The organism is Xenophilus arseniciresistens, from assembly GCF_028023875.1.
GTDB lineage: Bacteria > Pseudomonadota > Gammaproteobacteria > Burkholderiales > Burkholderiaceae_C > Xenophilus > Xenophilus arseniciresistens.
This window is the reverse complement of the sequence record NZ_JAQIPB010000006.1, coordinates 418490-440664: the sequence shown is the minus strand read 5'-3', so window position 1 is coordinate 440664 and position 22175 is coordinate 418490. Positions and strand designations below refer to the sequence as shown.

20 protein-coding genes are annotated in these 22175 nt (G+C 70.9%); 10 read left to right on the top strand and 10 right to left on the bottom strand.

The features are described from left to right. Positions 1-248 precede the first annotated feature (248 nt). Positions 249-731, top strand: a complete 483-nt coding sequence (locus tag PGB34_RS14810; RefSeq protein ID WP_271428841.1) for a VOC family protein — start codon at positions 249-251, stop codon at positions 729-731. A gap of 28 nt (positions 732-759) precedes the next feature. Here PGB34_RS14810 and PGB34_RS14805 read toward each other — a convergent pair whose 3' ends face one another. Together PGB34_RS14805 and PGB34_RS14800 are read right to left on the bottom strand one after the other, a co-directional pair. After that, positions 760-1245 (bottom strand): type II toxin-antitoxin system VapC family toxin, encoded by a 486-nt coding sequence (locus tag PGB34_RS14805; RefSeq protein ID WP_271428840.1) that lies wholly within the window; start codon positions 1243-1245, stop codon positions 760-762. Further along, the gene (locus tag PGB34_RS14800) at positions 1242-1499 is read right to left on the bottom strand and encodes a type II toxin-antitoxin system Phd/YefM family antitoxin (RefSeq protein ID WP_271428839.1); all 258 of its coding nucleotides are present in this window, start codon (positions 1497-1499) and stop codon (positions 1242-1244) included. Before PGB34_RS14800 ends, PGB34_RS14805 begins: the two co-directional genes overlap by 4 nt. Before the next feature lie 158 nt (positions 1500-1657). On the opposite strand from PGB34_RS14800, the gene PGB34_RS14795 reads away from it, so the two are divergent. Together PGB34_RS14795 and PGB34_RS14790 are read left to right on the top strand one after the other, a co-directional pair. Continuing rightward, a complete protein-coding gene (locus tag PGB34_RS14795; protein WP_271428838.1) occupies positions 1658-2842 on the top strand; it encodes an MFS transporter in 1185 nt (394 codons plus the stop codon). A 37-nt stretch (positions 2843-2879) separates the two neighbouring features. Then, positions 2880-3926, top strand: coding sequence for an aldo/keto reductase (locus PGB34_RS14790; RefSeq protein ID WP_271428837.1), 1047 nt, complete (start codon positions 2880-2882; stop codon positions 3924-3926). A 6-nt stretch (positions 3927-3932) separates the two neighbouring features. Here PGB34_RS14790 and PGB34_RS14785 read toward each other — a convergent pair whose 3' ends face one another. Further along, positions 3933-4154: a hypothetical protein gene (locus PGB34_RS14785; protein ID WP_271428836.1), complete on the bottom strand. Its 222-nt coding sequence runs from the start codon at positions 4152-4154 to the stop codon at positions 3933-3935. 74 nt (positions 4155-4228) lie between these two features. Next, positions 4229-5299: a patatin-like phospholipase domain-containing protein gene (locus PGB34_RS14780; RefSeq protein ID WP_271428835.1), complete on the bottom strand. Its 1071-nt coding sequence runs from the start codon at positions 5297-5299 to the stop codon at positions 4229-4231. 220 nt (positions 5300-5519) lie between these two features. On the opposite strand from PGB34_RS14780, the gene PGB34_RS14775 reads away from it, so the two are divergent. Genes PGB34_RS14775 through PGB34_RS14765 form a run of 3 tightly spaced genes read left to right on the top strand, consistent with a single transcriptional unit; the run spans position 5520 to position 10677 of the window. Continuing rightward, positions 5520-6092: a DUF2760 domain-containing protein gene (locus tag PGB34_RS14775; protein WP_271428834.1), complete on the top strand. Its 573-nt coding sequence runs from the start codon at positions 5520-5522 to the stop codon at positions 6090-6092. Continuing rightward, positions 6089-7936, top strand: a complete 1848-nt coding sequence (locus tag PGB34_RS14770) for an Hsp70 family protein (RefSeq protein WP_271428833.1) — start codon at positions 6089-6091, stop codon at positions 7934-7936. The genes PGB34_RS14775 and PGB34_RS14770 overlap by 4 nt, the downstream gene beginning before the upstream one ends. After that, positions 7933-10677: an Hsp70 family protein gene (locus PGB34_RS14765; RefSeq protein ID WP_271428832.1), complete on the top strand. Its 2745-nt coding sequence runs from the start codon at positions 7933-7935 to the stop codon at positions 10675-10677. The genes PGB34_RS14770 and PGB34_RS14765 overlap by 4 nt, the downstream gene beginning before the upstream one ends. 22 nt (positions 10678-10699) lie before the next feature. Here the strand turns inward: PGB34_RS14765 and PGB34_RS14760 are convergent, their stop codons facing one another. From PGB34_RS14760 to PGB34_RS14735, 6 genes are all read right to left on the bottom strand, one after another. Next, positions 10700-11197, bottom strand: a complete 498-nt coding sequence (locus tag PGB34_RS14760; RefSeq protein WP_271428831.1) for a GNAT family N-acetyltransferase — start codon at positions 11195-11197, stop codon at positions 10700-10702. Positions 11198-11200: 3 nt separating this feature from the next. Beyond that, positions 11201-11473 (bottom strand): type II toxin-antitoxin system TacA family antitoxin, encoded by a 273-nt coding sequence (locus PGB34_RS14755; RefSeq protein WP_271428830.1) that lies wholly within the window; start codon positions 11471-11473, stop codon positions 11201-11203. Positions 11474-11535: 62 nt separating this feature from the next. Then, a complete protein-coding gene (gene yjjJ / locus PGB34_RS14750) occupies positions 11536-12918 on the bottom strand; it encodes a type II toxin-antitoxin system HipA family toxin YjjJ (RefSeq protein ID WP_271428829.1) in 1383 nt (460 codons plus the stop codon). 102 nt (positions 12919-13020) lie between these two features. Next, on the bottom strand, positions 13021-15396 hold the full coding sequence (locus PGB34_RS14745; RefSeq protein WP_271428828.1) for a Tex family protein: 2376 nt from the start codon (positions 15394-15396) through the stop codon (positions 13021-13023). Positions 15397-15479: 83 nt separating this feature from the next. Beyond that, entirely contained in the window at positions 15480-16730 is a 1251-nt protein-coding gene (locus PGB34_RS14740; RefSeq protein ID WP_271428827.1) for a sensor histidine kinase, read from the bottom strand. A 28-nt stretch (positions 16731-16758) separates the two neighbouring features. Beyond that, a complete protein-coding gene (locus PGB34_RS14735) occupies positions 16759-17466 on the bottom strand; it encodes a response regulator (protein WP_271428875.1) in 708 nt (235 codons plus the stop codon). Positions 17467-18008: 542 nt separating this feature from the next. On the opposite strand from PGB34_RS14735, the gene PGB34_RS14730 reads away from it, so the two are divergent. The 4 genes from PGB34_RS14730 (at position 18009) to PGB34_RS14715 (ending at position 22168) form a co-directional block, all read left to right on the top strand. Continuing rightward, a complete protein-coding gene (locus PGB34_RS14730; protein ID WP_271428826.1) occupies positions 18009-18518 on the top strand; it encodes a hypothetical protein in 510 nt (169 codons plus the stop codon). 142 nt (positions 18519-18660) lie between these two features. Next, positions 18661-19098: a hypothetical protein gene (locus PGB34_RS14725; protein ID WP_271428825.1), complete on the top strand. Its 438-nt coding sequence runs from the start codon at positions 18661-18663 to the stop codon at positions 19096-19098. Between the two features lie 78 nt (positions 19099-19176). Then, entirely contained in the window at positions 19177-20859 is a 1683-nt protein-coding gene (locus PGB34_RS14720; protein WP_271428824.1) for a DUF4384 domain-containing protein, read from the top strand. A 70-nt stretch (positions 20860-20929) separates the two neighbouring features. Beyond that, positions 20930-22168, top strand: a complete 1239-nt coding sequence (locus tag PGB34_RS14715) for a hypothetical protein (RefSeq protein ID WP_271428823.1) — start codon at positions 20930-20932, stop codon at positions 22166-22168. Positions 22169-22175: the final 7 nt, after the last annotated feature.

The following is a 22175-nucleotide window of genomic DNA, read 5'->3' as shown; positions in this document are numbered from 1 at the left end:
AGGGGCCGTCTGCGGCGTTGCCCGCGCTTGCAAGGCACCAGCCTTGGCTAGCGCGCGGGCGCCTTGCATCCAGCCCCTTCCCGGCACAACGCGATCCCCTGAAATAGCGTTCACAGGCCCTAGCCAGCACAAGAAGACGGCGCGCCATGCAAACGTCGGCGCTGTCTGGCAGACAGCGCTTGGTATGCGATCAGCATCCGAAGGCCACCCGCTCTTCTTTCCTCCCCTTCCTCCAGGAGTCTTGTGCAATGCCTTCCCCCAAGAACACGATCTGCCTGTGGTTCAACAACGATGCCGAAGAAGCCGCACGCTTTTACGCCGCCACCCTTCCGGGCAGCACCATGGGCACCGTGCATTACGCGCCCGGTGACTACCCGGACGGCAAGAAGGGCCAGGCCCTGATGGTGGACTTCACCGTGGCGGGCATCCCCTGCGTGGGCCTCAACGGCGGGCCGACCTTTCCGCAGACCGAGGCTTTCTCCTTCCAGATCGCCACCGACGACCAGGCCGAAACCGACCGGCTGTGGAACGCGATCATCGGCAACGGGGGCAAGGCCAGCGACTGCGGCTGGTGCAAGGACCGCTGGGGCGTTTCGTGGCAGATCACGCCGCGCGCGCTGGTGGCGGGCGTCACCCACAAGGACCCGGCCGTCGCCAAGCGCGTCTTCGACGCCATGATGACCATGCAGAAGATCGACATCGCGAAGATCGAGGCGGCGATGAAGGGGTGAGGCGAGCGGGGCTTTGCGCGCCCGCATGTCATTGCGGCCCAGTGATGACGCGCAGCCCCTGCAGTCGCGAGACATCGCGGTCATGCGTCACCAGCGCCGCGGCGCCCACTTCAAGGGCCGTGGCCGCCTGCAGCGCGTCTGGCAGGCGCAGGCCACCGAGCGTGCGCAGGCGGGCGGCGGCAACAGCGATGGCTTGTGTGACGGGCTCGATGTGGAAGCCGGCCAATTCGGCCTCGTAGCGCATGGCCAGCACCTCCTGGCCGTGCTTGAAAGGCCCGGCCAGCACCTCGGCCACGGCAATGGCAGAGATGGCGATCTGTACCTTGCCGTCGCGATGCAGCTCGAACAAGCCCTCGAATCGCGGCGCGAACTCGGGGTGGTCGTCCAGCAGATAGATAAGCGGCGCGCTGTCCACGACAACAAGATCGCCTTCGCACAGCCCGCCCCACAGCGCGGCGCCTGCCTTGCGCCTGGCCGCCTTGGGTGCCGCGCCAGGCTTTCTTCGGGGACTCAAGCATCCTCCCACTCGTCGCGCAGATCGGCCACATGGCGCGCGGGCGACGAGCCCCAAAGCCCCGTGCCCGTGCCACGCAGGCTCAAGAAATTGGAGGGGCGCCGCGTAGCCTGGGCCAGCAGCGTGGGCGAGACGATGGCCGCATAGGGCTTTCCATGCCGCGTGAGCAGGCTGGGCTCGCCCGCATTCGCACGCGAAGCAAGTTCGGGCAGGTTGTTGCGGCCTTGCTCCAGGCCAACGGTGCGAAGGGACATGCCGGGCTCCTTATTTCTGTACGAACTGTACGCTTTTCCGCGAATGCGGTCATCTGTGAGCCCGGGCCCGCTCGTTCGCAAGTGAATTGAATTCACAAATCCAGTTCCCGCGCGACGGCTGGTGGAGCCAAGGGATAACCCTCACAGTTCATCCCATCATGCCCATCGCTCTTCTTGCCCTCACCGCCGGCGCCTTTGGCATCGGCACCACCGAGTTCGTCATCATGGGCCTGCTGCTGCAAGTTTCGGCGGACCTCCATGTCTCCATTGCGGCCGCGGGCCTGCTGATCTCGGGCTACGCCATCGGCGTGGCCATCGGCGCGCCGGTACTCACCATCGCCACGCGGCGGCTGCCGCGCAAGACGGTGCTGCTGGCCCTGATGGGCGTCTTCACGCTGGGCAACATCGCCTGCGCGCTGGCGCCCAGCTACGAGGCGCTGATGGCCGCGCGGGTCATCACCTCGCTCGCGCACGGCACCTTCTTCGGCGTGGGCTCGGTGGTGGCCACCGGCCTGGTGCCGCCGGAAAAGCGCGCCTCGGCCATCGCCATCATGTTCACGGGCCTGACGGCCGCCACGCTGCTGGGCGTGCCGGCCGGCGCCTGGCTGGGCCTGCACCTGGGCTGGCGCTCCACCTTCTGGGCCGTGGCCCTGATCGGCATCGTGGCGCTGGCCGTGCTGGCGCGCTTCGTGCCGCGCGACGCCGCACGCATCGAGCCCGCACCGCTGCGCGAGGAACTGGCCGTGCTGGCCCGCCCGCAGGTCTGGCTGGGCCTGGGCATGACCGTGCTGGGCTTTGCCGGCGTCTTCGCCTTCTACACCTACGTGCAGCCGGTGCTGACCCAGGTCACGGGCCTGTCGGAAGGCGCGGTGTCGCCGGTGCTGCTGCTCTTTGGCGGCGGCCTGGCCGTGGGCAACCTGCTGGGCGGCAAGCTGGCCGACAAGGCACCGATGCCTGCGGTGATCGGCACCCTGCTCGCGCTGGCCGCCGTGCTGGCCGTGGCGCGCTGGGCCATGCCGCAGGCCGTGGTCGCCATCGTCTTCATCGGCCTGCTGGGCGTAGTGGCCTTCGCCACGGTGGCGCCACTGCAGGTGCGGGTGCTGGAAAAGGCCGCGGGCGCGGGGCAGAACCTCGCGTCCAGTCTCAACATCGCGGCTTTCAACCTGGGCAACGCGCTGGGTGCATGGGTCGGCGGCGTGGTGATCGTGCGCAGCCCGGGCCTGCCCGGCCTGCAGAACCTGGGCCTGGCGGCGGCCGGCCTCACGGCCGCGGGTTTGCTGATCGCGCTGTGGAGCCATGCGCTGGACCGGCGCCGCGCGCCAGCGAGCTGCGCCGCGGCCTGAGCGCTTCCCTTCATTTCCTCAACAAAGGAGTCACTTCATGGAACAACGACTGCTGGGCCGCTCCGGCCTGCGCGTGCCCGCCCTCGGCTTCGGTGCCGGCACCTTCGGGGGCCAGGGCCCGCTGTTCAGCGCCTGGGGCCAGACCGACGTGCAGGGCGCGCGGCGCCTGATCGACATCTGCCTGGAAGCGGGTGTCAATCTCTTCGACACGGCCGACGTGTATTCGGCCGGGGCCTCGGAAGAAATTCTGGGCGCTGCACTCGAAGGCCGGCGCCATGCGGCGCTCATCTCGACCAAGGTCACGCTGCGCACGGGCGACGGGCCCAACGACGCGGGCTGGTCGCGCCACCACCTGACCGAGGCCACGCACGCCGCGCTGCGGCGCCTGAAGACCGATCACATCGACATCCTGCAACTGCACGCCTTCGATGCACACACGCCCGTCGAGCAGATGCTGCGCACGCTCGACGAGCTGGTGCGCGCGGGCAAGGTGCGGGCCATCGGCGCGTCCAACTTCGCGGGCTGGCAGCTCATGAAGGCGCTCGCGGCCGCGGACAGGCTGGGCACCGAGCGCTTCGTGGCCAACCAGACCTACTACTCGCTGATCGGCCGCGACTACGAATGGGAGCTGATGCCGCTGGGCCTGGACCAGGGCGTGGGCGCGCTGGTGTGGAGCCCGCTGGGCTGGGGGCGCCTGACGGGCAAGATCCGCCGCGGTGCTCCGCTGCCCGCAGGCAGCCGGCTGCACGAAACCGCCGGCTTCGCGCCGCCCGTGGGCGAGGAACGGCTCTACCGCGTGGTCGATGCGCTGCTGCAGGTGGCCGAGGAAAGCGGCCGGACCGTGCCGCAGGTGGCCATCAACTGGCTGCTGCAGCGCCCCACCGTGGCCAGCGTGCTGATCGGCGCGCGCGACGAAGCGCAGCTGCGGCAGAACCTGGGCGCCGTGGGCTGGAACCTGACGCCGGCGCAGGTCGCGACGCTCGACGCCGCCAGCGCCGTGACGCCGCCCTACCCGCACTACCCCTACTGGAACGGCCAGTTCACCGAACTGGCGCCGCCGGCCGTGCCGCTGGCGCTGGGCTGAAGCCGCTCAGCGCTTGCGTCCGCCAAAAACCAGCAGCGCGCCGCCCACCACGATGATGGCGATGCTGGCCCATTGCGGGATCAGCACGTTCTCCTGCTCCTTGACCGACAGCTCCAGCGGGCCGATCTTGGCCTGGTGCGTTTCCTTGGTGAAGCTGAAGCCCCCCGTGCCCAGGCCAGCGATGCCTAGCACGATGAGGACGATGCCGATGATGCGGATGGGGGTCATGGAGCTTTCCTTGCGCGGACGGAAATGAGGACGCTGCGAGTATCCACGCCTGCGGACAGCGACCTAGCGCCGCACTACAAAGGGTGGATCTGTCCCGGATCGGGCCGGTGCAGCCACTGCGCCCATTCGTCGGCCAGCGCCTGCGCCATGCGCACGGCCTGGCCCCAGGCCGCGATGCGGGCGTCGGTGTTACCGCCGTAGCCGGTGAAGTCCTTGCGGTCGGGCAGCTTGGCGCGCGGCAGGCTGGCCACCCATTCGGGGCTGGGCGCCAGCACGAGCATGCGGTCCAGGAAGGGCGTGGCGCGATGGCGCCAGCGCAGGCCCTTGTCCAGCCAGCCCGGCACCACGGCGCGCTGGAAATGCGGATACAGCACGATGCCCTCGGTGGCGCGGTACTTCAGGTGCAGGTGGTAGTCGGTGATGCCGCCGTCCCAGTAGGCGCCGGGCGGCGCGCCCGGGATGTCGTGCACGGCCTGCAGCACGAAGGGAATGGAGCACGACGCCTGCAGCGCCGGGTGGAAGCTGCCTTCATCCAGGGGCAGCTGGCGCGTGCGGTAGTCCAGCGTGTCGAAGGGCAAGGCCGCGCCGCCGGTGGAGAACACGCAGCGTTCAAGCCAGCCGCCCAGGCTGCGCCGGCTCAGCGAATTGCTGGCAAAGGCGCCCAGGTAGCCGGCCACCGTGCGTGCGCGGCCCTCGCGGCCCAGGATGTGGCGCCCGCGCGCCGTGACCACGTGCAGCCGAAAGCGCGGATGGCGCAGCACCTCGGCCGCGCGCGGGCCGAAGAAGCCGCGCAGGTCGGCGCCGAAACGCGCGCTCACGTCGGCGGCCGTCAGGCGCGGCGCACCCGGCGCGGTGTCGAAGCGCTGGTGCACGTAATCGTGCGAGAAGCGGGCGAAGGCCTCGGCCGCGTCGTCCAGGCAGGCCGTGGCCAGCCGCCAGGCGCCGATGGAGGCGCCCACCAGGTCGATGGGCTGGTTCGACTGCGGCAGCCAGTGGCCGAAGATGTGCTGGTCCAGCGGCCCCAGGATCAGCCCCTTGGGCCCGCCTGCCGCGCCCGGAATCACGCGCACATCGGCAGGCGCCAGGCCCTGGCGCGCAATGTGTTCGCGCGCGGCGGGGCCGGCAAAAAGACGCAGGGCTTTCATGAAAGGGCGACAAGGCCTTGGCGGATGGCGGGCCGCGATTGTGCAAGAGCGGCACGGCGCCTGCAGCGCAGTGGGCGACACCCGACTGCCCCGGTCGCGGCAAGGCGATGCGAGGGCGCCCGCGCGCGGCAGCGAAGACAATAGCCGGTTCTGCGCCCCGGCCCGCCGGGCCGCCTTTTTCTGCCAGTCGCCGCCCTGCGCGACCCCCTGGACTGCAACGATGACCGACGCACAACCCCTTTCCTTCTTCGCCCGCCTGGGCCTGGCCTTTTCGGTGCTGGGCGATGGCCGCCTGGCGGCCCGCCTGCAGGCGCTGCGCAATGGCGCGGCGCCCGTTGAGGCCGTGGCCCCTGCAGCCACGCCTGCACCCGTGACCCCGCCCGCACCCGCACCGGCCGCCGTGCGCGCCACCGCGAATGTCGATGCCGCCCTGCAACTGCTGGCCGCGCTGCAGCGCGAGGCCCGATTCGTCGATTTCCTGCAGGAGGACATCGCCGCCTATTCCGACGCCGAGGTGGGCGGCGCCGCGCGCATGCTGCATGGCGGTGCACGCAAGGTGCTGCAGGAGAGCTTCGACCTCGAACCCGTGCGCACCGAAAGCGAAGGCAGCCGCCTGACATTGCCGGCCGGCTTCGACGCCTCGGCCGTGCGCCTGACCGGCAACGTCGTGGGCCAGGCGCCCTTCACGGGCACGCTGCAGCACAAGGGCTGGCGCGCCACGGCCGTGCGCCTGCCGGCGCTGACCGAAGGCCATGACGCGCGCGTGATCGCCGCGGCGGAGGTGGAGCTTTGAACAGCCAGAACGGCGCGCGCTACGCCATCGGCATCGACCTGGGCACCACGCACAGCGCGCTGGCGTTTGTCGATTTGCAGGCCGGCGATGCCGCGGGCCCGCAGGTGCTGCCCATCCCGCAGCAAAGCGGCCCCGGCGCGGTGCAGGACTTCGGCCTGCTGCCCTCCTTCCTGTACCTCCCGCATGCGAGCGAGTTCGCGCCCGGCGACCTGGCCCTGCCCTGGCCCGCGGCGCCCGGCGCCGAGCCGGCGCCCATCGTCGGGGAGCTGGCGCGCAGCCACGGCGCGCTCACGCCGATCCGCCTGGTCTCCAGTGCCAAGAGCTGGCTGGGCCATGCGGGCGTGGACCGGCGTGCGCCGATCCTGCCGGCCGACGCGCCGCCCGAAGTGACCCGGCTGTCGCCGCTGGCCGCCAGCACCTGCTACCTGCAGCACCTGCGCGCGGCCTGGAACCAGCGCCATCCCGAGGCGCCCTTCGACCAGCAGGCCGTCACCGTCACCATCCCGGCCTCTTTCGATCCGGCCGCGCGCGAGCTGACGGCCGAAGCGGCCCAGGCCGCGGGGTACCAGGGCATCACGCTGCTGGAGGAACCGCAGGCCGCGCTCTACAGCTGGATCGCCGGCAGCGCGGGCGACTGGCGCAAGCAGGTCAAGGTGGGTGACGTGATCCTGGTGGTGGACGTGGGCGGCGGCACCAGCGACTTCTCGCTGATCGCCGTGACCGAGGATGCCGGCAACCTGCAGCTCACGCGCGTGGCCGTGGGCGAGCACATCCTGCTGGGCGGCGACAACATGGACCTGGCGCTGGCCCACGGCGTGGCGCGCGGGCTGGCCGCCGAAGGCAAGACGCTGGATGCGTGGCAGATGCGCGCGCTGACCTACGCCTGCCGTCTGGCCAAGGAACAGCTGCTGAGCGACGCGCAGTTGCCCGGCGTGCCGCTGGTCGTGCCCAGCCGCGGCTCCAAACTGATCGGCGGCGCCATCCGCACCGAACTTCGGCGCGAGCTGCTCGATGCCATCCTGCTCGAAGGCTTCTTCCCGGCCGTGGCAAGCGATGCGCGGCCCGTCAGCCGGCCGCGCGCGGGCCTCACGCAGATCGGCCTGCCCTATGCGCAGGATGCCGCCGTCACGCGCCACCTGGCCGCGCTGCTGGGCCGGCAGGTGGGCGCCACGGCGCAGCTGGCGGGCTTTGCACCGGCCGAGGGCGCGCGCTTCCTGCACCCCACGGCCGTGCTCTTCAACGGCGGCGTGTTCAAGTCGCAGCTGCTGGCCACGCGCGTGCTGGACACGCTCAACGCCTGGCTGGCCGCCGACGGCGCGCCGGCCGCGCGCCTGCTGCAGGGCGCCGACATGGATCACGCCGTGGCGCGCGGCGCGGCCTACTACGGCCAGGCGCGCGGCGGCCAGGGCATCCGCATCCGCGGTGGCACGGCCCAGGCCTATTACGTGGGCATCGAATCGAGCATGCCGGCCGTGCCCGGCCTGGAGCCGCCCGTGCAGGCGCTGTGCGTGGCGCCCTTCGGCATGGAGGAAGGCACCGAAGCGCCGCTGCCGCCGCAGCAACTGGGCCTGGTGGTGGGCGAATCCGTGGGCTTTCGCTTCTTCGGCTCGTCGGTGCGGCGCGAGGACCAGCCCGGCACCTTGCTGGACTTCTGGGGCCCCGAGGAGCTGCAGGAGCTGGCCGGCATCGAAGCCACCTTGCCGGCCGACGGCCGCGCCGTGGGCGAGGTGGTGCCGGTGCAGCTGCGCGCCCGCGTGACCGAGATCGGCACGCTGGAACTGCTGGCCGAAGCCGCAGGCGGCGCGCAGTGGAAGGTGGAATTCGACGTTCGGCACGGGGGATGACGGCCCGCTTCCACGTCGGCATCGACCTGGGCACCACCCACACCGTGCTGGCCTTCGCGCCGGTCGAGGGCGGCGCGATTCAGGTCTTCGGCATCGCGCAAAGCGTGGCCGCTGGCGAGGTGGCCACGCGCCCTCTCCTGCCCTCGCTGCGCTTTCATGCCCAGGCCAGCGCGCTGGCCGCCGCCGACCTGGGCCTGCCCTGGCCTTCGCCCGAGCGCGCGGTGCTGGGCGCCTTCGCGCGCGAGCTGGGCCAGCAGACGCCGGGCCGGCTGGTGGCCAGCGCCAAGAGCTGGCTCTCGCATCCGGCCGTGGACCGCACGGCCCCCATCCTGCCCTGGGGCGCGCCCGAAGATGTGGACAAGGTCTCGCCGCTGGAGGCCAGCGCGAGCTACCTGCGCCATCTGCGCCAGGCCTGGGACCATGCGCACCCTGCCGCGCCGCTGGCGCAGCAGGCCATCGTGCTCACCGTGCCGGCCTCTTTCGACGAAGGCGCCCGCCAGCTCACGCTGCAGGCGGCTGCGCTGGCCGGCCTGCCGCAGGTCCATCTGCTGGAGGAACCTCAGGCCGCCTTCTACGACTGGGTGCATGCGCGGCGCGGGCAACTGGCCCAGGCGCTGGCCGGCACGCGCCGGCTGCTGGTGGTGGACGTGGGCGGCGGCACCACCGACCTGAGCCTGATCGACATCACGCTCGACGCCCAGGGCCAGCCGCAGCTGGCACGCACCGGCGTGGGCGAGCACCTGGTGCTGGGTGGCGACAACATGGACCTGGCGCTGGCGCGCTGGATCGAACCGCGCCTGTCGGGCAGCGGCCAGGCCGGCGCGCCGCGGCTCAGCGCCGTGCAGCTGGCCCAGCTCACGCAGCGCTGCCGCAGCGCCAAGGAGCGGCTGCTGGCCGCCGACGGACCGCTGGACACCACCGTCACGCTACAAGGCGGCGGCAGCCGGCTGATCGGCGGCGCGCGCTCGGCCCCGCTCACGCGGGCCGACGTGGACGGCTTGCTGATCGACGGCTTCTTCCCGCAGGTGGCGGCCGATGCCAGGCCGCGGCGCGCGCGGGCTGCGCTGGTCGAATTCGGCCTGCCCTATGCCAGCGATGCGGCCATCACGCGCCACATCGCCGCCTTCCTGCAGGACCAGGGCGGCGCCCTGCCCGACGCCGTGTTGCTCAATGGCGGCGTCTTCCATGCCGCCGCGCTGCGCGAGCGCCTGCTGGCCACCCTGCGCAGCTGGCAGCCGGCCGGCGCGACACCGATGCGCCTGCTCGATGCGCCGCAGCTCGATGCCGCCGTGGCCCGTGGCGCGGTGGCCTTTGCGATGGCGCGCGCCGGCCAGGCACCGCGCATCCGCAGTGCCGCCGCGCGCGCCTACTACCTGCTGCTGGACGACGGCCAGGGCGTGTGCCTGCTGCCCCATGGCGCGCCCGAAGGCGAGGTGCAGCGGCTGGATTCACAGCGCTTTGGCCTGCGCCTGGGCCGGCCCGTGCGCTTCAGGCTGGCCACCAGCTCGGTCGACCTGAAGCACCGGGCCGGCGAGCTGATGGCACCGCAGGCCGCCTTGCTGCCGCTGCCGCCCATCGCCACCGTGCTCCACCCACCGGCCGGCGCCGCTGCCGCCCCGGCGCCATTGCCGCAAGTGCAGGTCCGGCTGGAAGCGCAGATCACCGAAGTCGGCACGCTGCAGGTGCATTGCGTGGCGGTGGCCGATGCGCGCCAGCGCTGGCAGCTCGAATTCCAGCTTCGCGGCGACGCGGCAACTCCCTCGCAGCCGGCCGGATCCGCGCCGCGCGCCCACCCCCGGCTGGACGAAGCGCTGGCGGCCATCGCCCGCGTCTACGGCGACAGGAAGAAGGACGTGGACGCGAAGGAGGTGCGCCAGCTGCGCGGCACGCTGGAGCGCCTGCTGGGCGAGCGCGCGCGGTGGGACGCACCACTGCTGCGTGCGCTCTTCGACGCCCTGCTGCAGGGCGCGCGCCGCCGCCGCCGTTCGCTGCAGCACGAGCGCAGCTGGTTCAACCTCGCGGGCTTCACCCTGCGCCCAGGCTATGGCGACGCGCTGGACGACTGGCGCATGCAGCAGATGTGGGAACTGTTTGGCCCGGGCATCGCGCACAGCCACGACAGCCAGCAATGGTCTGAGTGGTGGACCTTGTGGCGCCGCATTGCCGGCGGACTGGACAGCCAGGCGCAGGAGATGGTCTACGAGGTCATCGCCTACTACCTGCAGCCCGAAGGCGGCACCGACATCGCCAGGCCCGAAGGCCCGCCCATGCAGGCGCTGGACGAGCTGCTGCGCATGGCCGCGGCCTTCGAGCGCATCGCGCCCGCGCACAAGACGCAGTTCGGCGGCTGGCTGCTGCAGCGCCTGCAGCGCAGCCCCGCTGCGCACCTGTGGTGGGCGCTGGGCAGGCTGGGCGCGCGCCAGCCGCTTTATGCCAGTGCGCACCACGTGCTGCCCGCTGCCACCGCGCAGGCCTGGCTGGCGCACATCGACGCCGAACACCCCGACTGGGCGCGGCAGGAGGCCGCGGCCTTCGCCGTGGCGCAGATCGCACGCGCCACCGGCGACCGCGCGCGCGACCTGCCGCAAGCGATGCGCCTGCAACTGGCCGATCAACTCGACGCCGCGCGCGCCGCGCCCAGCTGGGCCGCGGGGCTCAGAGAGGTGCAAGCGCTGGACGAGCAGGACACGCGGCGCGTGTTTGGCGACGACATGCCCGCGGGGCTGGTGCTGCTGCGCTAGGAATTTCCCGCGCGCTTTCGCTTTACTTCCTGCTGCTCCCCAGCGGCAGATACAGCGTCAGCGCCGCGCTGGTCGCCGCTCTGAAGCCAAAGCCTTCGTAGAACTGCACCACCCGGGCGTCCTTGGCGTCGACGATCAGCACCCGAATGCCCATCGTCTGCCGCACGGACAAGGCCAGATTGACTGCATGGCCCAACAGCAACGGGCCGTGGCCCCTGCCCTGCTCGTCAACGGAGATGGCCAATCGCCCCATGCGCATGGCCGGCACCGGATAGGCCGGCAGCCGCTTGCGGTCTTCCTCGCGCAATTCGTGCAGATGCAGCTGTGCCGCCGACAGCGAGCAGTAGCCCAGGATTCGGGTGGGCTGCGCATCGTCGATCAGCACATGCGTGGTGGCAATCCCGTCGTGCTGGTGTTGCCCTGCGCGGGTGCGCAGGTAGTCGTCCAGCGCCGCGACGCCGCAGGTGAAGCCCTCACGGTCATGCTGGCGGCCATCAAGGACGGCAACGGTCAATGCCATGCCTTAGCGCTTCGTCAAGCGGGCGGCGGCATCCATCGCCTGCTTCAGGCGGGCATTGGGGACGAAGGGCGCGTCCAGTGCATCCAGAAAGCGACGCGACTCGGCTGCCGACAAGGTGACGACCGTGTTGGCTGCGATGGTGGTGTCCGCTTCGCGCAGCACCGCATCGCGCACGAAGGACGACACCGGCAAGCCGCGCAATGCAGCGGCTTTGGCAATGCGCTCCTTGTCGCGCGCTTCCAGGCGAAGATCCAGGCGGGCGGTGGCGGTGGTCATGGCAAAGCTCCTTGTGTACGGAATTATGCCGTACACAAACTCACTGAGGCGTCAGCAGGTCGCTAGACCAGATCCCGCAGCCGCAACAAGGCCTGTCGTTGCGCCCGGCAGACCTCGCGAAAGCCCTCGCTGATGCGCGAATCACCGGCCGCGCGCTCCCAGAACACCAGCGCGGCCACGCAGGCCTCCAGCCAGGCGGGGCGCTGCTCGGGCAAGGGCAGCGCGAAGTCGGGCTCGGGCGTGCGCACCTCGCCGCCGGCCAGCGGGGCGAAGCGCATGGGGAGCATGTCGTAGGCGGGTGCAAGCCGCAGATGCCCGGCTTCGGGCACGAAGGCCAGGTTGCCGGCGTGCATGTCGGTGTTGGCCACGAGCCGACCGAACCACCACAGCCGCAGCACGGCGGCCCGGTCGGCCGCATCGATGCGTCCCTGCGCCGCCAGCTGGCCCGTGAGCGTGGGCCAGTCGCCGAAGGCGCTGCCCACGAAGGCCGCATTGAGCACGTCCAGCGCCACCAGCGGGCTGCGGCCCGCCTCGCCATGGCGGTCGAAGCGCTCCACCTCCAGGAAGGTGCGTCCCTGCGCCTGCAGCACGCGGCTGGGCGCGGCACGCAGCCCGGTCAGGCTGGCGGCCTGGCTCAGCGCCAGGTGTTCGCAGACCAGCAGATCGGCCCAGCGGCGCACGGTGGCCGAGTCTTCGGCGCCCGAGAACTTGACGATCACATGCGGCGTGGCCGCGCCCTGCAGCTCGCGGCGCGCCGTGAACTTGGGGAATTCGCCGGCCGCGCTGGAGCCGGCGACGCCGGTGGCCACCGCCTGCGCGGCCTGGGCCGCATAGTGCAGGGGCTGGTCTGCAGGCGCGACCGGATCGGTGCCGCGCGCGCGTTCGGCCAGCCACAGCGCGGTGGCGGCCTCGCCCACCACCCAGTCGCCGCTGAGGTCGCTGCCGGTCTGGCTGATTGCGAACAGCGCGTCGTCATCGCTCCACTGCGCCACATCGGCCGGCACCTGCAGCCGCAGGTGTTCGGCGCGCGCAAACTGCCGGCCCATGTAGCCCTGCGGGCGCATCTGGTGCAGCGGGTACGGCAGCCCGGGCCACCAGCCATCGCGCGCTTCCTCGGGTGCAGGCCAGTCGCTGCCGGCCAGGTCCATCAGGCTGCCTGCAGGCGCCACCAGCGAAAGCGGCGGCGCGGCTTGCAGGCGGCCCTGCATGTCCACGCGGTGCACGGGCAAGGTCATGGGGCCGCCGCGCAGCGCCCGGCCCAGCGCGTGGCGGCTGCGGCGGGCCTTGCCTGCGCTCAGCGCCTCACCGGGTTCCAGCCGGGCCAGCAGGCGGTGCACGGTGGGCACGCTGATGCCCAGGGCCGCGGCCAGGTCGCCCGCAGACGCAGCAGGCATGCGGCGCAGCTGGCGCCTCAACGCATCCACGGAAACGGTGGCAGCAGGCATTTCATTGAGAAGATTATTGCTTCGATTTTATCGAAGAACTTTCAATGAAAACAACGCTATTTTCCGATTCCAGCTTTCGTATTGAGAGGATTCTCGAGGCTTTTACCGGCGCAATCCCTGCAGCTTGGCAAAGGCATTGGCCATCTGTCCGCCGGGCTGCGGCGCGCTGTCGCGGCGCGAGCCCTGGTGCTGCCCGCGGCCGGCGCCTTCGAAGCGGTTCTCGCGCGGGCCATCGCGCCTTGCAGGCGACGCATCCAGGCGCATCGACAGGCCGATGCGCTTGCGCGCCACGTCCACCTCCATCACCTTGACCTTCACGATGTCGCCGGTCTTGACGATCTCGCGCGCGTCGTTGACGAACTTGTTGGCCAGCTGGCTCACATGGACCAGCCCGTCCTGGTGGACACCCAGGTCCACGAAGGCGCCGAACTGCGCCACGTTGCTCACCGTGCCCTCGAGGACCATGCCCTCCTTGAGGTCGGTGATGTCTTCCACGCCCTCGTTGAAACGCGCGACCTTGAAGTCCGGGCGCGGGTCGCGGCCGGGCTTTTCCAGCTCGCCCAGGATGTCCTTGACGGTGATGACGCCGAACTTCTCGTTGGCGAACAGCTCGGGCTTCAAGGTCTTGAGCATCTCGGCCCGGCCCATCAGCTCGGCCACGGGCTTGCCGGTCTTTTCGATGATCTTCTCGACCAGCGGGTAGGTCTCGGGGTGCACGCCGGTCATGTCCAGCGGGTCGGCACCGCCGCGGATGCGCAAAAAGCCGGCGCTCTGCTCGAAGGCCTTGGGGCCGAAGCCGCTCACCTCCATGAGCTGCTTGCGCGTGCCGAAGGCGCCGTTGGCCTCGCGCCAGCGCACCACGGCCTTGGCCACGCTGGGCGTGAGGCCCGAGACGCGCGACAGCAGCGGCACGCTGGCGGTGTTCAGGTCCACGCCCACCGAGTTCACGCAGTCCTCGACCACCGCGCCCAGCGTGCGCGCCAGCTCGCTCTGGTTCACGTCGTGCTGGTACTGGCCCACGCCGATGCTCTTGGGGTCGATCTTCACCAGCTCGGCCAGTGGGTCCTGCAGCCGCCGCGCGATGCTGGCGGCACCGCGCAGGCTCACGTCCACGTCGGGCATTTCCTGGCTCGCGTATTCGCTGGCCGAATAGACCGAGGCGCCAGCCTCGCTGACCACCACCTTCTCGACCTTCATCTCGGGCGCGCCGGCCTGGGCGGCCATCCTGGCCAGCAGCTTGATCAGGTCGCCCGCGAGCTTGTCGGTCTCGCGGCTGGCGGTGCCGTTGCCGATCGCGATCAGATTCACGCCATGCTTGGCACACAGCTTGCCCAGCGTGTGCAGCGAGCCTTCCCAGTCCTTGCGCGGCTCGTGCGGGAAGACGGTGGCGGTGTCCACCAGCTTGCCGGTGGCGTCGACCACGGCCACCTTCACGCCGGTGCGGATGCCCGGGTCCAGCCCCATCACCACGCGCGGGCCGGCCGGCGCGGCCAGCAGCAGGTCGCGCAGGTTGTCGGCAAAGACCTTGATCGCCACCTTCTCGGCGTCTTCGCGCAGGCGGGTGAACAGGTCGCGCTCGCTCGACAGGCTCAGCTTCACGCGCCAGGTCCAGGCGATGCACTTGCGGATCAGGTCGTCGGCCTTGCGGCCCGCGTGGCTCCAGCCCAGGTGCAGGGCGATGCGCCCTTCGGCCACGCTGGGCTTGCCGGGCTCGGGCTCCACGGGCAGCACCAGCTTCGCATCCAGGATCTCGAGCTGCCGCCCGCGGAACACCGCCAGCGCGCGGTGCGAGGGCACGCGGCCGATCGGCTCGTCATAGTCGAAGTAGTCGCGGAACTTGGCCACGTCGGCGTTGTTCTCGTCCTTGCCCGCCACCAGCGAGGACTTGAGCAGCCCCTCCGCCCACAGCCATTCGCGCAGCGACTGCACCAGCGCCGGGTCTTCGGCCCAGCGCTCCGAGAGGATGTCGCGCACGCCGTCGAGCACGGCGGGCACGGTGGAGAAATCGGGGCCCGGCTTGCCATCGTCCAGCGTGGTGGCGGGCTTGAGGAAGGCCTGCGCTTCCACGGCCGGGTCCAGCGTGGGGTCGGCCAGCAGCCTGTCGGCCAGCGGCTCGATGCCGAACTCGCGGGCGATCTGGCCCTTGGTGCGGCGCTTCTGCTTGAAGGGCAGGTAGATGTCTTCCAGCTCCTGCTTGGTGGGCGCGGTGGCGATGGCGATGCGCAGCTGATCGGTCAGCTTGCCCTGCTCGTCGATGGCCTTGAGCACCGCGCCGCGACGCTCTTCCAGCTCGCGCAGGTAGACCAGCCGCACTTCCAGTTCGCGCAACTGGGCGTCGTCCAGCCCGCCCGTGGCCTCCTTGCGGTAGCGCGCGATGAAGGGCACCGTGGCCCCTCCATCCAGCAAATCGGTCGCGGCCTGAACCTGGTGCTCGCCCACCTTCAGCTCGGTGGCGATCTGGCGAATGATCTTCTGCATCTTCTGGCGCTCTTGCCCTGGGGAAAAGCGCGGAAGTTTGCCATAGGGCCCCGGCCCGGCCGGCGGGTTGCCGCCAAGCGGCTTCAGTCTGGCGCCGCGGGGCCGGCGCGCAGCCGGGCCATCGGGACCAGCAACTGGATCACCGTACCGCCCTGCGGGCCCGACTCGATGCTCAGCCGCCCTCCCAGAAGCTGCGCGCGCCGCCGCATGCCCGGCAGCCCCTTGCCCAGCGAGCCGCGCCGGCCCGGGCGGATGCCGCGCCCGTCGTCGGCCACGCACAGCAGCAGGCTGTCGATCTCGAGCCGGTGGCGGCACAGCACCGTCACCGTGCGGGCCTTCGAATGGTTGATCACGTTGGCCAGCGCCTCCTGCGTCAGTCGCAGCACATGCTTGGCCGCGTCGCCGCGTACATGGCTCAGGCTGTCTTCGTTGGTCACCAGCCATTCCATGCGGATGTGGGCCGCGGCCAGCAGCGGGTCCATGCGGTAGCGCAGGCTGGCCAGGTGGCTCATCAGCGAGCAGTCGGCCTCCATGCCATCGACCAGCAGCTTCAGCTCGATCAGGCAGCTTTGCAGCGCCTGGGCGGTGCGCCGCTGCGCGGGCGAGCTGGCATCGAGCGAGGACAGGATGCTCACCAGTTGCGAGCCCACGCCGTCGTGCAGCTCCTGCGCCAGCTCGTCGCGGTGCATCCAGCCGCTGGGCACGGGTTCGCGCATGCGAAAGCGCGAGGCCAGCCAGTACGCGAACAGCGCCAGCGCAAACAGGAAGTGCTGGCCCGACGCCGCCCATGGTTGCTGACGGCTGGTTTCCCAGTCGCTCAACAGCATGCCCAGGCCGCAGATCGTGATCAGCAGCGCCATCCAGCGCATGGCCTGAGGCCGCCTGCGCAGCTCGCGCACCAGCAGCAGCGCCACCACGAGCGCCCCCAGCACATTCAGCCCCAGCCACAACTGCAGCGGCCAAAGGCCGGCCGCGGCGGCCAGCCGGTGCAGCGCGGGTGCGTCCGGCGCCAGCGCCAGGGCGCTGCCGGCCAGTGCGAAGGCCAGCCAGCACAGCATGCCGATGCGCCCGCGCGGCCACGACGAATGGCACTGCAGCAGCAACAACAGGGCCGACGCCAGCAGGAGCCACTGGCAGCCCAGGCGCGCCAGCGCGGCAGCGGCCGCGTGACCGGGCAGGTGTTGCAGAACCAGCGAGCTGCACAGGCACAGCAGCCAGGCCAGCATCGCGGCGCCGAAGGCCCAGTCCTGAGGCCGCGGGGCCGCACGGCTGATCCAGGCCACGCCGAACAGCGCTCCCAGCGCCAGCACCACGGCGGCAGCGCTCGTGGGCATCGGGCGTCCCCGCCTGGGCGCAGCGGCCTCAGATCATCCAGTGCCGCTGCAGGGCCAGGCTGACGGCCTGCGCGCGGGTGCGCACATGCAGCTTGCGATAGATGTTCTTGATGTGCGTATTCACGGTCTGCACGCTCACCTGCAGGCGCTGCCCGATCTCGGGGCTGGTGAAACCCACCGACACCAGCTGCAGGATCTCGCGCTCGCGCTCGGACAGCCGTTCGCAGCTGCGCGACGCCGATTCGCCCTGGCGCAGCGCGCGCGCCGGCGGGGCCTGCACCCGGCCCTCGAAGCGATGCAGCAGGCGCCGCGCCAGGTTGGGCGTGATGGCCGCGCCGCCGTTGACCACCTGCAGCACGGCCTGCGCGAAGCTGCCGAACCAGGAGCTCTTGACCAGGTAGCCCGTCGCGCCCATCTCGAAGGCCTGCATGGCGCGGGCTTCGTCCTCGAAGGAAGACACCACCACCGCTTCGGCATTCGGGTGCTCGGCCTTCATCTGCTCGATGAGCTGGAAGCCCGTGCCGTCGGGCAGCTCCAGGTCCACCAGCATCACGTCGAAGGCATGGCGCGAGATCAGGCGCCGGGCCTCGCGCACCGTCGAAGCCTGCGCCTGCAGGCTCACGCGCAGGTCCGCCGTGAGGTTCTGCGCGATCACGCGCCGGATGTGCGGGTCGTCATCGACCAGCAGCACGCGCACCGGCTGCTCGGGCTGGCCCTGCAGGAAGTCCGGCCACATGACGGAGCCGAAGCCCACCTCGCCTGCCAGCACGGTCGCGCCCCGGGTGGGCCAGGGACCAGCGGAAACATTTGTCTCTTCCATGCTTCAGCCCTCATGAGTTTTTGTTCACACACAACAGTCGAGGCGCAACGAAGACATGCTAAGTGTGAATTAGTAATGCGTAAAGACTATTTTTCGGCCTATTTCTTTCAGAAATTCACACGAAAGTTTGCGTTTTGTTTCGTTTAACGCTTTCAGTTTCTTTTTTCAAAGGAGAGCTATTTGCTCCCCTTACGAGAGCAATGCAGCAGATGGCGCCCGGGGTTGCCGAAGCCTTTGCGCAGGCCCGCATGCCAGACGGCCTGTGCGTCCGCCGTATCCACTTGTAGCGATTGGCGGCTGCCGCAGCGCTGCTGAAACTGGAACCCGACAAAGCCACAAGCCTGGGGCTCCAGCGAGGGAGGAAGGGCCGGCAATGTCAAGCACCGGGCCGGCTGCACGCGCAGGGCCGACTCGGGACATCCGTGAGTCAGTCCAACCTCTTTCTTGGAGAGTTCATCATGAAGGCAATCCTGATCCTGGCTACCGCGCTTGCAGCGGGTTCCGTCTTCGCTCAGTCGGCCGACCGCTCCGGCGGTGGCGGCGGCAACCCGCACACCACCCCCGTCTGCACGACCTGCGAAGGCGCCGGCATCTACGTGGGCGCATCCCTGACCCAGACCACCACGGTACGCGACTCGCTGGTCAAGAACGTCGCAGAAGGCGGCTGGGGCAGCGGCGAAGCCAAGGCCGTGCAGAACATCTCGAGCAACACCTATGGCGTGAAGATCGGTGCGGCCACGCGGCAGACCACCTCGCTGAACGACGCGCTGGTGATCAACGTGGCCGACGGCAGTGGCGCCACGGCCGGCCAGAACCTGTCCAGCAACATGGGCGCCGTGCACGTGAATGCCAGCCTGACCCAGTCGGTCTCGGCCAGCGCCGGCTCTGCCATCGTGAACATGGCCAAGGGCAAGGCCCGCGCCGTGCAGAACCTGTCGAGCAACAACGCCTGCGAGGCCTGCCTCTGACCTGAAGAGGGAAGCGCGAGCCGGCCGTGGCGCAGCGAACCGCCGCCGGCTCGCGGGCAGGAGGAGAAGCAGAACAACAAGGACGAAGCGCAACGCGCAACGACAGCGCGGGGAGTCGGACCGCACAACGAGGGGTACAGCCATGATTCGGAGCTTCTTGCACATCTGGGCGGCCGCGGCGGCGCTGTTCGCCGCACAGGCGGTGTGGTCGCAGGGCGCGCCGGGGTCGGACCCGATCGTGCTGCAGGGCCGCGTGAGCTACCTGGAACTGCCCACCGCCGCACCCGCACGGTCCAAGGAAATCGACCGCGCCATCACCATGCCCCCGCGCATCCAGGCCAAGGTCAACCGCTACGAGGCCAAGGCCTTCGCCGCCCTCGAAGGCGCCGACGGCACCCTGCACAGCGGGCAGGACGTGATCAGCACCTCCAGCGGCAATGCGCTGGAGCGCAACTGCACCCAGAGCCTGGCCAGCACCAGCGCGCCGGCCGGCGCGGGGCCCTCGGGCCGCTATGGCGTGGGCGGCGCGGCCGACCAGGTGGTCGTGCTGCGCGGCGACCTCGTGAACATCTGCCGTTGAGCCCCCGCGCGCCGCGCGCGCCTTGGCCCTCATCCATCCATTGAGCTGACACGCCGGCCTCGCGGCAGGGAGACAAGCATGAGAAGCACCAATGCCTGCGCGCAGGCCGGCCGGGCCCTGGGCCTGAGCCTTGTGTGGCCCCTGATGGCCCTGGCCGTGCTGCTGGCCGGCTGCGCCGCCCCGCTGTCACCCAAGGAGGACGCCCGGCTCCAGTCCTATGCCAGCATCAGCGACCGGCCCGCCGTGCGCCCCGTGCGCTCGATGTCCAGCTTCAGCGATTCGCTGGCCTGCATGGACCGCATGATGCGCGACGCCGAGATCCCGACCACGCTGATCACCAGCAAGCAGATCCCGGACTACTCCGGCCGCGTGCCCGTGGCCACCAAGGACATGGTGATCACCGCGCTGTCGCAGATGTCGCGCCTGTCCAATGCCTTCCGCTACGTGGACTTCGAAGTGGACATCGCGCGCCAGGACACGGTGCAGAACCTCACGACCCTGCTGCTCAACAACAACCAGATGCAGCTGCAGCGCCCGGCGCTGTACATGTCGGGCGCGATCTCCTTCGTGGACCAGAACGTGCTCAACGCCAGCCACGGCGCGGGCATCTCGGGCGAGCGGGTGGAGATCGGCTACAGCCGCAGCCGCGGCGCCACCGTGATCGGGCTGGAGCTGCACCTGGGCGACTTTCGCACGCGCACCATCATCCCGGGGCTGGACTCGGCCAACGAGGTGATCATCGGCAACTCCGGCCAGGGGCTGGACCTGGCCGGCAAGATCGGCAGCTACGGCGTGCAGTTCAACGTGGGCCGCGAACTGGCCCAGGGCGCGGGCGCGGCCACGCGCACGCTGGTGGAACTGGCCGTGATCGAGCTGGCCGGCAAGTGGACCCGCCTGCCCTACTGGCGCTGCCTGACGCTGGACAACACCCACCCCGAATTCCAGCGCCAGCTGCGCCAGTGGTACGACGCGGGCAACTGGGTCTCGAACGTGCGACTGGTGGAACGCTATCTGGTCAGCCAGGGCTACCTGCCCAACCAGGCGCAGCCGCTGGCTTCCAGCAGCCCGATGCTGCGCGACGCGGTGGGGCGCTTCCAGACCGACCGCGGCATGGTGGTCACCGGCGTGATCGACTTCCCGACCTACGAGCGGGCCATGCGCGACTTCGTGGCCACGGGCGAGGATGGTTCGCTCACCCGCATCGGCTGGCCCGTGGCCCCGGGCCTGGCAATGGAGATGGCGTCCTTCACCTTGGACATGCAGATCGAGAACCCGGTGCGCGACCGAACGGCCTTCGAGGCCGGCACGCAGATCTTCGCTTCGGCCACCGTGTCGCGGGCCGCGCACCTGTTCTGCTACTTGCATGACTCCAACGGCAATGTGGTGCGCATCCAGCCCAACATGGCCAACCCGTCGACCCTGGTTTCGGCCAACCAGGCGATCCGCCTGCCCGACTGGATGGTGCCCTACCCCGCCTTCGTGCTGGAAGCGGGCACGCAGGGCCGCGAATCGCTCATGTGCGTGGCCACGCCGCAGGACCCGCTGCCGCGCCTGCCCGCGGAGCTGCAGGGCCCGTCGCTGCGGCCCATCCAGCGCATGCCCGGGCTGCAGGCCGTGCTCGACCATTTCATCGCCGCCGTGGGGGCGGACAACGTCGCCTCGCAGAAGCTCGAATGGCGGGTGCTGCCGCGCGCACCGCAGCCAGCACCGGTGTCGGTCCCGCGCCCACGCCCCGGCAGCGCAGCCGGCACTTCGACCTGAGGCCGCCGGGCCGCAGCACCTGCACTGCCGCGCGCGCCGCGGGCCGGCGCCGCGCGAGAGGACGAGCCACATGCGCCACACGATCTCCATCCGCCTCCTGTGGGCCGGCAGCGCGCTATCGATGCTGCTTGCGTGGGCGCCGGCCCGCGCGGCCGGCGATGCACCGGTGCCCGGCCCGGCCGTGCCGGAGCTGGAGGCCAGCCCGCCCGCGTCGTCGACCATCGAGCTGCAGCCGGCTGCGCCGCCGCGCATCGAAGGCCGCCCGCGCGACGCCCGGCCCGTGCTGCGCGCGCCCTCCGCTGCGGCGCCCGAGCCCCTGCAACTGCCCGGCGACGGCCGCGCGGGCGCCGTGGAGCGCGAGCTGCAGCGCCTGATGCGCGTGGCCTATGCAGGCGGGGCCTATGGCAGCACGGCCGCCTCGGCGCAGGCGGCCTGGCAGCTGGGCCTGATCCACCTGCATGGCGCGGGTGTGCCGGCCAACACGGCTTCGGCGCAGCAATGGTTCGCGCGCGCGGCGCGGCTGGGGCTGGAACCCTGGGCCTTCGCAGGCCTGGCCTGGTGCGAGATGGAGGGCTGCGCGGGCCCGCCCGACCTGGCCGCGGCCGAGCGCGCGCTGGCCCGTCTGCGACCGGCCCACCCCGCACGCGCGGACTACCTGGCCTGGCTGCTGGACACCCGCCAGAGCCCCCTCGCGGCAAGCGGCCCCGCGTCGATCCAGCCCGCACTGCCCGCGCCACCTGCACGCACGCCCGAGCGCCAGGGCCTGCTGCGCGCGGCCGCAGCCGGCGATCTGCAGGCCAACATCGAACTGGGCATCGAGGCCTTTGCCGAGCAGCGGCTCGCGCAGTCGGCGCAGTATTTCCGCCGTGCGGCGGCTCGCTCGGCGGTGGCCGGCGCCAACCTCGGCATCGTGCAGGCCCGGCAGGCTGCCGGCGCCGTGGGAGGGCCTTCCACCGCCGCGCCCGCCGAGGGCGCCCCCGCGCAAGCCGCGCTGGCCCAGGCGCGCAAGTACCACCGCGGCGACGGCGTGCCGGCGAACTTTGCCGAGGCCATCCGCTTCTACCGCCTGGCCGAGCAGCGCGGCAGCAGCGAAGCGCGGCGCATGCTGGCGCTGATCGCGTCCAGGCCCGCGCCGGACGGCGGCTTCAATGTGCAGTGGATGCAGCAACTGGCCCATGTGGACCCGGGCCCCACGCTGCCCGCCGTGGGCGGCGCGGCGGGGCTGAACCCGCTGCAGCGCGAGCCCACGCCGCTGTTCGATCAGCTGCCGCCGGCGTGGCAGCGGCGCGTGACGCCGCTGGCGCGCTGAAGCGCGG

Bases quoted from the DNA above. Each gene is read 5' to 3' on its own strand.
- PGB34_RS14810 (WP_271428841.1), top strand. From the start codon at position 249: ATGCCTTCCCCCAAGAACACGATCTGCCTGTGGTTCAACAACGATGCC.
- PGB34_RS14800 (WP_271428839.1), bottom strand. From the start codon at position 1,499: ATGTCCCTTCGCACCGTTGGCCTGGAGCAAGGCCGCAACAACCTGCCC.
- PGB34_RS14795 (WP_271428838.1), top strand. From the start codon at position 1,658: ATGCCCATCGCTCTTCTTGCCCTCACCGCCGGCGCCTTTGGCATCGGC.
- PGB34_RS14790 (WP_271428837.1), top strand. From the start codon at position 2,880: ATGGAACAACGACTGCTGGGCCGCTCCGGCCTGCGCGTGCCCGCCCTC.
- PGB34_RS14785 (WP_271428836.1), bottom strand. From the start codon at position 4,154: ATGACCCCCATCCGCATCATCGGCATCGTCCTCATCGTGCTAGGCATC.
- PGB34_RS14780 (WP_271428835.1), bottom strand. From the start codon at position 5,299: ATGAAAGCCCTGCGTCTTTTTGCCGGCCCCGCCGCGCGCGAACACATT.
- PGB34_RS14775 (WP_271428834.1), top strand. From the start codon at position 5,520: ATGACCGACGCACAACCCCTTTCCTTCTTCGCCCGCCTGGGCCTGGCC.
- PGB34_RS14765 (WP_271428832.1), top strand. From the start codon at position 7,933: ATGACGGCCCGCTTCCACGTCGGCATCGACCTGGGCACCACCCACACC.
- PGB34_RS14760 (WP_271428831.1), bottom strand. From the start codon at position 11,197: ATGGCATTGACCGTTGCCGTCCTTGATGGCCGCCAGCATGACCGTGAG.
- PGB34_RS14755 (WP_271428830.1), bottom strand. From the start codon at position 11,473: ATGACCACCGCCACCGCCCGCCTGGATCTTCGCCTGGAAGCGCGCGAC.
- yjjJ (WP_271428829.1), bottom strand. From the start codon at position 12,918: ATGCCTGCTGCCACCGTTTCCGTGGATGCGTTGAGGCGCCAGCTGCGC.
- PGB34_RS14745 (WP_271428828.1), bottom strand. From the start codon at position 15,396: ATGCAGAAGATCATTCGCCAGATCGCCACCGAGCTGAAGGTGGGCGAG.
- PGB34_RS14740 (WP_271428827.1), bottom strand. From the start codon at position 16,730: ATGCCCACGAGCGCTGCCGCCGTGGTGCTGGCGCTGGGAGCGCTGTTC.
- PGB34_RS14735 (WP_271428875.1), bottom strand. From the start codon at position 17,466: ATGTGGCCGGACTTCCTGCAGGGCCAGCCCGAGCAGCCGGTGCGCGTG.
- PGB34_RS14730 (WP_271428826.1), top strand. From the start codon at position 18,009: ATGAAGGCAATCCTGATCCTGGCTACCGCGCTTGCAGCGGGTTCCGTC.
- PGB34_RS14725 (WP_271428825.1), top strand. From the start codon at position 18,661: ATGATTCGGAGCTTCTTGCACATCTGGGCGGCCGCGGCGGCGCTGTTC.
- PGB34_RS14720 (WP_271428824.1), top strand. From the start codon at position 19,177: ATGAGAAGCACCAATGCCTGCGCGCAGGCCGGCCGGGCCCTGGGCCTG.
- PGB34_RS14715 (WP_271428823.1), top strand. From the start codon at position 20,930: ATGCGCCACACGATCTCCATCCGCCTCCTGTGGGCCGGCAGCGCGCTA.